This is a genomic window from Mycobacterium sp. ENV421, from assembly GCF_002887815.1.
GTDB lineage: Bacteria > Actinomycetota > Actinomycetes > Mycobacteriales > Mycobacteriaceae > Mycobacterium.
On the sequence record NZ_PDHO01000129.1, the window covers coordinates 1 to 1,176 of the forward strand.

Annotated in this window: 1 protein-coding gene; it reads left to right on the forward strand. The window is 64.5% G+C overall.

What is annotated here, in order from left to right; genetic code table 11:
* Positions 1-72 precede the first annotated feature (72 nt).
* Positions 73-1,176, forward strand: a 1,104-nt coding sequence (locus CRM90_RS29990) for an IS3 family transposase (protein ID WP_102810455.1), incomplete at its 3' end; no start/stop codon positions are given.

Genomic DNA, 1,176 nt, shown 5'->3' on the forward strand with positions numbered 1-1,176 from the left:
GGGTCTTGACCCCAGGTGTTGGACACGCTTAATCCCGCAAGATTGGCGGGGGAAGCGAGATGATCGACACCGATGGCAAGGAAAAATTATCCCGACGAGTTCAAACGGGACGCGGTGGCGCTGTACCGAGACACTGAAGGCGCGACGATCACCCAGATCGCCGACGAACTCGGCATCAGTGGGGTGACGCTGTCGGCCTGGTGCAAGGCGGCCGGGGTGCCGATTCGGCACCGCAACCCCACCACTGGTGCCGCACCGGTCTCGGGCGCGGAAACTCCTGACCAGGAGCTGGCCCGGCTACGTGCCGAAGTAGGGGCAGCTACGTGCGGACAAGACCCGGTTGTCCACCGAGCGCGACATTCTGCGGTCGGCGGCCAAATATTTCGCCGGGGAGACGAACTGGTGAGCCGCTTCCAGTTCGTCGCCGACCACCTCGACACCTACCCGGTGAAGTGGCTGTGCGCGATCGTCGATATCGCGCGTTCCTCGTTCTACGCCTGGCTTGCTGGTGCCGATGGCCGCGCTGCCCGCGAAGCGACTGACCAGGCACTGGCCGAACGGATCCGTACCGTCCATGAGGCGGACAACACCTACGGGGCGCCGCGGATCACCGCTGAACTCAACGACGGCGTGCCCGAGCAGGAGCGGGTCAACCACAAACGGGTGGCACGGGTGATGCGGGCGGCCAGGATCGCCGGCTACCGACGCCGCCGCCGGGTGAAGACCACCACACCCGATCCGGCCAACCAGAAGGTCCCCGACCTGCTCAACCGGGATTTCACCGCAGCGGCACCCAACGAAAAGTACGTCGGAGACATCACCTACCTGCCCTTGGCGACCGGGTCGAATCTGTATCTCGCGACGGTGATCGATTGCTTCTCCGGCCGAGTAGCGGGGTGGGCGATCGCTGAGCACATGCGCACTGAACTCGTCGAAGATGCCCTCATCGCCGCCGAGGCGCTGCGTGGTTCGCTGGCGGGTGCTGTGTTCCATTCGGATCACGGAAGTCAGTACACCTCAACCGATTTCGCGACATTCTGCGCAGATCTGGGCGTCACCCAGTCTATGGGCGGGATCGGGTCAAGTGCCGATAACGCGCTCGCCGAATCGTTCAACGCCAGCCTCAAACGCGAGATCCTGCAGGACCGCAGCCAGTGGCTCGACGCTGCGACCTGC